This window comes from Flavobacterium sufflavum (genome assembly GCF_004016525.1).
Classification (GTDB): Bacteria; Bacteroidota; Bacteroidia; order Flavobacteriales; family Flavobacteriaceae; genus Flavobacterium; species Flavobacterium sufflavum.
Genome location: NZ_SACJ01000018.1, coordinates 25,070 through 31,533 on the forward strand (window position 1 = coordinate 25,070; position 6,464 = coordinate 31,533).

The window sequence follows — 6,464 nt, forward strand, 5'->3', positions numbered from 1 at the left end:
CTTAGCGAAAGCTTTGTGTCCTTTGTGGTTAAAAAAACATAAAACATGCCAACAAACAAAGAATTATTATCCAAAGGAATTCGATATCTGGCAGGCGCTTTGCCTTTGCTTTTTATTGGTCCGTCATTAATTTACAATGCCTTTATGAACCAGCAAAATGTATGGCATTATCTGGTTTTAGGCATCGGAATCATTGCTTGCCTGGCATCCATGTACTTAATCTTTTTAGGATTGAAAACCATGATGAGAGCTTTATTTAACGACTAATGGAAGACTTAATTCATATCCAGAAAACATTTGACAAAGTAGTTTTCATTGACAAAAAAGTGAGTAATCGCGAATTTGAAGATTGCGTTTTTAAAAACTGTGATTTCTCCAATAGCGATTTTTCAAATAATACTTTTATGGATTGCGAGTTCATCAACTGCAACCTTTCGATGACAACTCTTGGCGGAACGAGCTTGAAAACCATTCATTTCTCGAATTGTAAACTATTGGGAATTCAATTTAACAGTTGTGCCGATTTTATGTTTGCTGTGAGTTTCAATGATTGCATTTTGGATTATGCTTCTTTTTCGAATAAAAAAATGCCAAAAACTAAGTTCAATTCCTGCTCTATGAAAGAAGTTAGCTTTATTGGAAGTAATCTTTCTAATTCGGTTTTCGATAATTGCAATTTAGACAATGCTGTCTTTAATGATACTGAACTCAAAGAAGTCAACTTCCTTACGGCTTACAATTATAAAATTGATCCTGAATTCAATCCTATGCGAAAAGCTAAATTTTCGATGCAGGGAATTCCAGGACTTTTAGACAAATACGATATTAAAATTCAATAAACTTTTTGTAAGAACTGAAAAAAAATATGAGATTTCAACTTTTATCAGATATTGGTGGATTTATTTATTGGATAATTATTAAATTTTGTAAATCTGATTTAGAAATTGAACTTACAAAAGATAAGTGGGCGAGAAATATTTTAATTTTTTTAATTCTCTTTTTAATTGTAATGTTCATTTCTGTAAAATTTCAATAAATATTTTAACAAAAACTATGAAAAAACTCATTCTACTACCTCTGCTTCTTATTTTTGCTTCTTGCTATAATGCCGAACACAATTGTGCAGCTTTTAAAACCGGAAAATTCCGTTTTGAATATGAAGTAGACGGTGTGAAAAAAGTAACACTTTTTGAACGCAATGACAGCATAGAAATTGAAACATTCGAAGGAAAAACCGATACCGCTACTGTGCGCTGGGTAAACGATTGCGAATATATCCTGAAAAAACTGCATCCCAAGAATATGGCAGAAGAAAAATCAATTAATATGAAAATCTTGACGACTTCGGGAAATTCATATACCTTTGAATTCGGTATTGTAGGTGCTGATGAAAAGCAAAAAGGTACTGTAACTAAAATTGGTGAATTATAAAATTCGCACTCATTCTTTAATCTTAACTTAATACTATGGAAGTATTTTTAAATCCTGATGCCTGGATTGCTTTATTAACATTAACATTTCTGGAAATTGTACTGGGAATTGACAACATCATTTTTATATCAATCGCAACAGGAAAATTACCCGAAGAAAATCGTAAAAAAGCAACCAAAATAGGTATGTTCTTAGCTATGTTTATGCGGATCATTCTTCTTTTTGGAATTACCGTTTTAATTGCAATGAAAGAACCTTGGTTTACGTTTAATTTTAGTTGGTTACACGCAGAAGTTTCCGGACAAAGTATCATTCTTTTATTAGGAGGATTATTCCTTATTTACAAAAGCACTAACGAAATTAGAGAAAAAGTAGATCATAAAGGGGAAGAAGAAAAAGAAATTAAAAAGTCTGCAACCAAATCGTTCAGCAGCGTTATTGTACAAATTATTTTAATTGACATCGTATTCTCATTCGATAGTATTTTAACAGCAGTGGGGATGACTAATGGGGTAACAGGCGCTTTGTATATTATGATTACTGCAGTAATTATTTCGGTTTTAATTATGATGCAATTTGCAGTTCCTGTTGGAACTTTTGTCAATAAACATCCTTCTATCCAAATTTTAGGATTATCATTCTTAATCTTAATTGGTTTGATGTTACTTACAGAAAGTGCCCATTTATCCAATGCCTTAATTTTTGGTAGTCATGTTACTCCAATACCAAAAGGCTATTTGTATTTTGCCATTTCATTCTCATTACTGGTAGAAATGTTGAATATGAAAGTTTCAAAAAAGAAATAAATTCTTAAAATATAGAATTCAAAAAAAGGGCTGTCTCAAATATAATTTTGAGACAGCCTTTAATATTAGTATGCTTTGTTATTTTCGTACTATAAAAGTACTTCTTCTGTTTTTCTGATGTTCCTCATTACTGCATCTTACCCCATTTTTACATTGATTCACCAGTTGTGATTCACCATATCCTTTGGCTATTAATCGGGTTTTATCAATTCCCTTAGATACTAAATACTTCAAAGTAGCATTTGCCCTTCGTTGTGATAAATTCTCGTTATACGCTTCAGATTCTCTACTATCGGTGTGGGAACCAATAACTACTTTAATTTGCGGATATTGATTCATTATAGCAACAACTTTATCTAATTCTGTTTTAGCTTCTTCACGAATGAATGATTTATCTGTATCAAAATAAATAATGTTTAATGCAAAAAGATTCGATAAATCTGTTTCAGGTTGAATTTTAGGAACTTCTTTATGGATTGTAATTATTTCGTTAACGTCTTTTTTAGCAATTACAACCAATTTTTCAACAGGCACATAATTGTTTTGTTCGACTTTAATTTTATAATTGGCATCACGCTTAACATTATTTAAAACAAAATTCCCCTTTGAATCTGATTGAGTTTTTGCAATTACATTATTACTTTTATCCAAAAGGGCAATTGCAGTATTTGGAATGATTTCATTGGTTACTGCCTCTACAATGGTTCCTGAAATTGTTATCGGAATTACTGCTGAATCAAATGAATACAGGTCATCATCACCCGTTCCGTTGGGACGATTGCTGGTATAATATCCTTGATTCATTTCTGTATTCATTGCCAAAGCAAAATCATCAAATGCACTATTAATAGTAGGTCCAAGATTAATTGCAACTGCATTTTTATCGGATAAATCAATTGAAAACAAATCTAATCCTCCTAATCCAGCATGTCCGTCAGAAGCAAAAACCAAGGTATTGTCTTCAGTAATAAAAGGAAACGTTTCGCGTCCTTCTGTATTTATTTTATCACTTAAATGTTCGATAGTTCCAAAACTACCATCGGCATTTATTGCAACTTTAAACAAATCTGAGTTTCCAAAACTTCCTTTTAAATCAGACGCAAAATACAAATATTTGCCATCAGGGCTTAAAGCTGGATTTGCCATTCTTACCGAATCATTTTGATTCAAGCTAATGATTCCCTTATTTTTCCATTTTCCATCGACAAGAACAGATTTGTATAGTTTGAATAAGCCATTAACCAATTTGCTTTTAGATTTATCAGCCAGTTGATTTTGACTGTAATACATGGTTTTACCGTCTTTCGTAAATACTGGTGTGGCCTCGTGATAAATAGAAAAACTTGCCTTTGAAAATAATTTTGGAGAACTATAAGTTCCGCTTGCTGTTTTTATGGATTGGTATAAACTGGTATACGATTGATTGGTACGTGCATATGTTGTATTGTCTAAAACGAAATCACGGGCACTGGCAAAAATAATTGTATCTCCTTTTATCGCTGTACCATAATCAGAAAATTTGGAATTTATAGGTAACATTTGAACATTTGAAAATGTTAACATCGATTTTTCCTTGGATTCGTTCTTATTAAACTTCGTTCTAATTTCATTTGGACTTTTACTTTCAAAAGTAGCCATTTGTTTTTTAGACTCTTCCTGTAAACCAACCGATTTTAAGGTCTGCGCATATCTATAGTGGTGTTCACTATCCATTTCTGGAGTTAATGCATATCGTTTTGAATACCATCTATTGGCTTCGGCATAATTAGCATTCAAATAGTTGGCATCACCCAATTTTTCAAAAATGGAAGCTGTTTCAACACCTTTATCTATAAGATTTTCGAATATTTTTATAGACTCTATATAATGTCCGTCATTAAATTTCTCTTCCGCTTTTTTTATTTCCTTTTGTTGTGAAAAAACCAGTAAGGGAAATAAAATTAATAATAGTAATTTTTCTTTCATGTTTGTATTTTTAAAAGAATCTAGGTGTTTCTAATTTTGAATGATTTTTAAATAAATCAAATTGCAGGAATATTTCATGTGAGCCTGAATTAAAATTAGATAATCTTGTCGTTTCGGTATCATATCCATAACCAATGAATAAATTTTCTCTTAATTGAAATCCTGCCAACATGCTTACCGAAGCACTCCATCTGTAAGCAGCGCCAATTATAAATTTTTCATTAAACATAAAATTAGTCGATAAATCGAATTGCAATGGAGCACCCGAAACTATTTTGGAAACAAAAGCTGGTTTGAATTTCAAGTTATAACTCAAATCATATACCCTTCCTCCCATTAAATAAATATGGTACCTCTGATTCACCTGGGCTTTATTATCATGATCATATTTCTCGGTATCTAGCAGCATAGGTACTGATGCTCCTAAATAACTTTTTTTATTGTAGTAATACAATCCAATACCAATATTTGGTGAAAACTGATTTGTGATATTATTCTGAAGAACTTGTTCTCCCATATTGTATTGATTCAATCTTGTATAATCAACATTCAAAAAACTACCGCTTGCTTTTAAACCAAAAGCAAGCCGGGAATCATTTTGCAAAAATAAATTATAGGTAAGATCTACTGCTATTTGAGTTTCATCACTTACCCCAATTTTATCACTTAAAACCGAAACTCCATAACCTAATTTACTTCCTTCAATTGGTTTGTTCATCGAAATATTGGCCGTTTTAGGAGCACCATCGAGTCCAACCCATTGTGTACGGTATAAACCATAAATACTAGTATATCCCTTTGAACCGGCATAAGCAGGGTTGATTACTGTTGGATTATACATATACTGGGTATACTGAGGTTCTTGCTGGGCATAAATTGATGTACCAATTAAAAACAATATATATATTATAAATATTTTTTTCATGTTTTACTTTAATTACTTTCTAAAGTGTTAAAAATTTTAAAAACGTTTTTACTTGTTAATGTATAAATAACCTGAACGTTGTTTAGTTATCCCTTGTAAATTTTTATATTTAATAATATAAAAATATACTCCGCTAGGTAATTCTTCATTTTTATTTATTGTTGTTCTTCCTTCAGAAATTCCTTTAAAAAACTTACCATTCTGACCATATGAATTTACTTCATACACAAGAACACCCCATCTATTAAATATTGTTACAGTATTCTCAGGATAAGATTCAATATTTCGAATAACAAGCACATCGTTTTCACCATTTCCATTAGGTGTAACTGCATTAAAAATTTCTAAATCATCAGTCGAATCAGTATGATTATTCTGTTCTAAATAGTCAGGAACCGTTGTAGCATTTGAGTCATTCGGTTTAAGCGGATTCAAACCAATTTCTTCTCTATTAGTTAATCCATCATTGTCACAGTCTCCATCTAAGAAACTTTCAGATAATGGCAATGTAATATTGGCAACTATTGATTCACAAGGACTAGTAGCATCAGTCCCATCAGTTTTCTCTTTACCATCGGTTACACCATCACCATCTGTATCTGGATTTTTAGGATCGGTACCGTCAATTTTTTCTTGTTTGTTGGTTACACCATCATTATCACAGTCGGAAGTTTCCCAAGCTGAATTTGGAGCTACCGTTTGACTAATTAAGATAAATTTACACGGATCGTTAGAATCAGTTCCGTCTGTTTTCTCTTTGCCATCATTAACACCATCACCATCTGTATCCGGATTTTTAGGATCGGTACCGTCATTTTTTTCTTGTTTGTTGGTTACACCATCATTGTCACAGTCGGAAGTTTCCCAAGCTGAATTTGGAGCTACCGTTTGACTAATTAAGATAAATTTACATGGATCTTTAGAATCAGTTCCGTCTGTTTTCTCTTTGCCATCATTAACACCATCACCATCGGTATCTGGATTTTTAGGATCGGTACCTTCAATTTTTTCTTGTTTGTTGGTTACACCATCATTGTCACAATCGGCAGTTTCCCAAGCTGAATTTGGAGCTACTGTTTGACTAGCTAAGATAAATTTACAAGGATCTTTAGGATCAGTTCCGTCTGTTTTCTCTTTACTATTTGTTACACCGTCTCCATCACAATCTGAAGTATTCCAAACTGAACTTGGAGCTAACGTTTGACTGGCTAAAATAAATTTACAAGCATCTTTAGGATCGGTTCCGTCTGTTTTCTCTTTGCTATCGGTTACACCATCACCATCCGTATCCGGATTCTTAGGATCAGTACCATCAATTTTCTCTTGTTTATTGTTTA

Annotated in this window: 7 protein-coding genes; 4 read left to right on the forward strand and 3 right to left on the reverse strand. The window is 32.2% G+C overall.

Annotated features, from left to right (window positions below):
* The first annotated feature begins 45 nt into the window (after positions 1-45).
* The 4 genes from EOD40_RS17690 (at position 46) to EOD40_RS17705 (ending at position 2,237) form a co-directional block, all read left to right on the forward strand.
* The gene (locus EOD40_RS17690) at positions 46-267 is read left to right on the forward strand and encodes a DUF6095 family protein (protein WP_128197819.1); all 222 of its coding nucleotides are present in this window, start codon (positions 46-48) and stop codon (positions 265-267) included.
* On the forward strand, positions 267-839 hold the full coding sequence (locus tag EOD40_RS17695) for a pentapeptide repeat-containing protein (protein WP_128197821.1): 573 nt from the start codon (positions 267-269) through the stop codon (positions 837-839). Before EOD40_RS17690 ends, EOD40_RS17695 begins: the two co-directional genes overlap by 1 nt.
* Positions 840-1,053: 214 nt before the next feature.
* Positions 1,054-1,431, forward strand: coding sequence for a DNA topoisomerase IV (locus EOD40_RS17700; protein WP_128197823.1), 378 nt, complete (start codon positions 1,054-1,056; stop codon positions 1,429-1,431).
* A gap of 35 nt (positions 1,432-1,466) precedes the next feature.
* Complete coding sequence (locus EOD40_RS17705; RefSeq protein ID WP_128197825.1) at positions 1,467-2,237, forward strand: TerC family protein; 771 nt, start codon at positions 1,467-1,469, stop codon at positions 2,235-2,237.
* Positions 2,238-2,315: 78 nt separating this feature from the next.
* Here EOD40_RS17705 and EOD40_RS17710 read toward each other — a convergent pair whose 3' ends face one another.
* The 3 genes from EOD40_RS17710 to EOD40_RS17720 form a co-directional block, all read right to left on the reverse strand.
* Positions 2,316-4,202 (reverse strand): OmpA family protein, encoded by a 1,887-nt coding sequence (locus EOD40_RS17710; protein ID WP_128197827.1) that lies wholly within the window; start codon positions 4,200-4,202, stop codon positions 2,316-2,318.
* Positions 4,203-4,212: 10 nt separating this feature from the next.
* Positions 4,213-5,127: a PorP/SprF family type IX secretion system membrane protein gene (locus EOD40_RS17715; protein ID WP_128197829.1), complete on the reverse strand. Its 915-nt coding sequence runs from the start codon at positions 5,125-5,127 to the stop codon at positions 4,213-4,215.
* 48 nt (positions 5,128-5,175) lie between these two features.
* On the reverse strand, positions 5,176-6,464 hold a 1,289-nt coding region (locus EOD40_RS17720), incomplete at its 5' end, for a gliding motility-associated C-terminal domain-containing protein (RefSeq protein ID WP_164905510.1).

What these genes read in the sequence shown, in the direction of transcription:
- EOD40_RS17690 (WP_128197819.1), top strand. Translation starts at nt 46, where the DNA reads ATGCCAACAAACAAAGAATTATTATCCAAAGGAATTCGATATCTGGCA.
- EOD40_RS17695 (WP_128197821.1), top strand. Translation starts at nt 267, where the DNA reads ATGGAAGACTTAATTCATATCCAGAAAACATTTGACAAAGTAGTTTTC.
- EOD40_RS17700 (WP_128197823.1), top strand. Translation starts at nt 1,054, where the DNA reads ATGAAAAAACTCATTCTACTACCTCTGCTTCTTATTTTTGCTTCTTGC.
- EOD40_RS17705 (WP_128197825.1), top strand. Translation starts at nt 1,467, where the DNA reads ATGGAAGTATTTTTAAATCCTGATGCCTGGATTGCTTTATTAACATTA.
- EOD40_RS17710 (WP_128197827.1), bottom strand. Translation starts at nt 4,202, where the DNA reads ATGAAAGAAAAATTACTATTATTAATTTTATTTCCCTTACTGGTTTTT.
- EOD40_RS17715 (WP_128197829.1), bottom strand. Translation starts at nt 5,127, where the DNA reads ATGAAAAAAATATTTATAATATATATATTGTTTTTAATTGGTACATCA.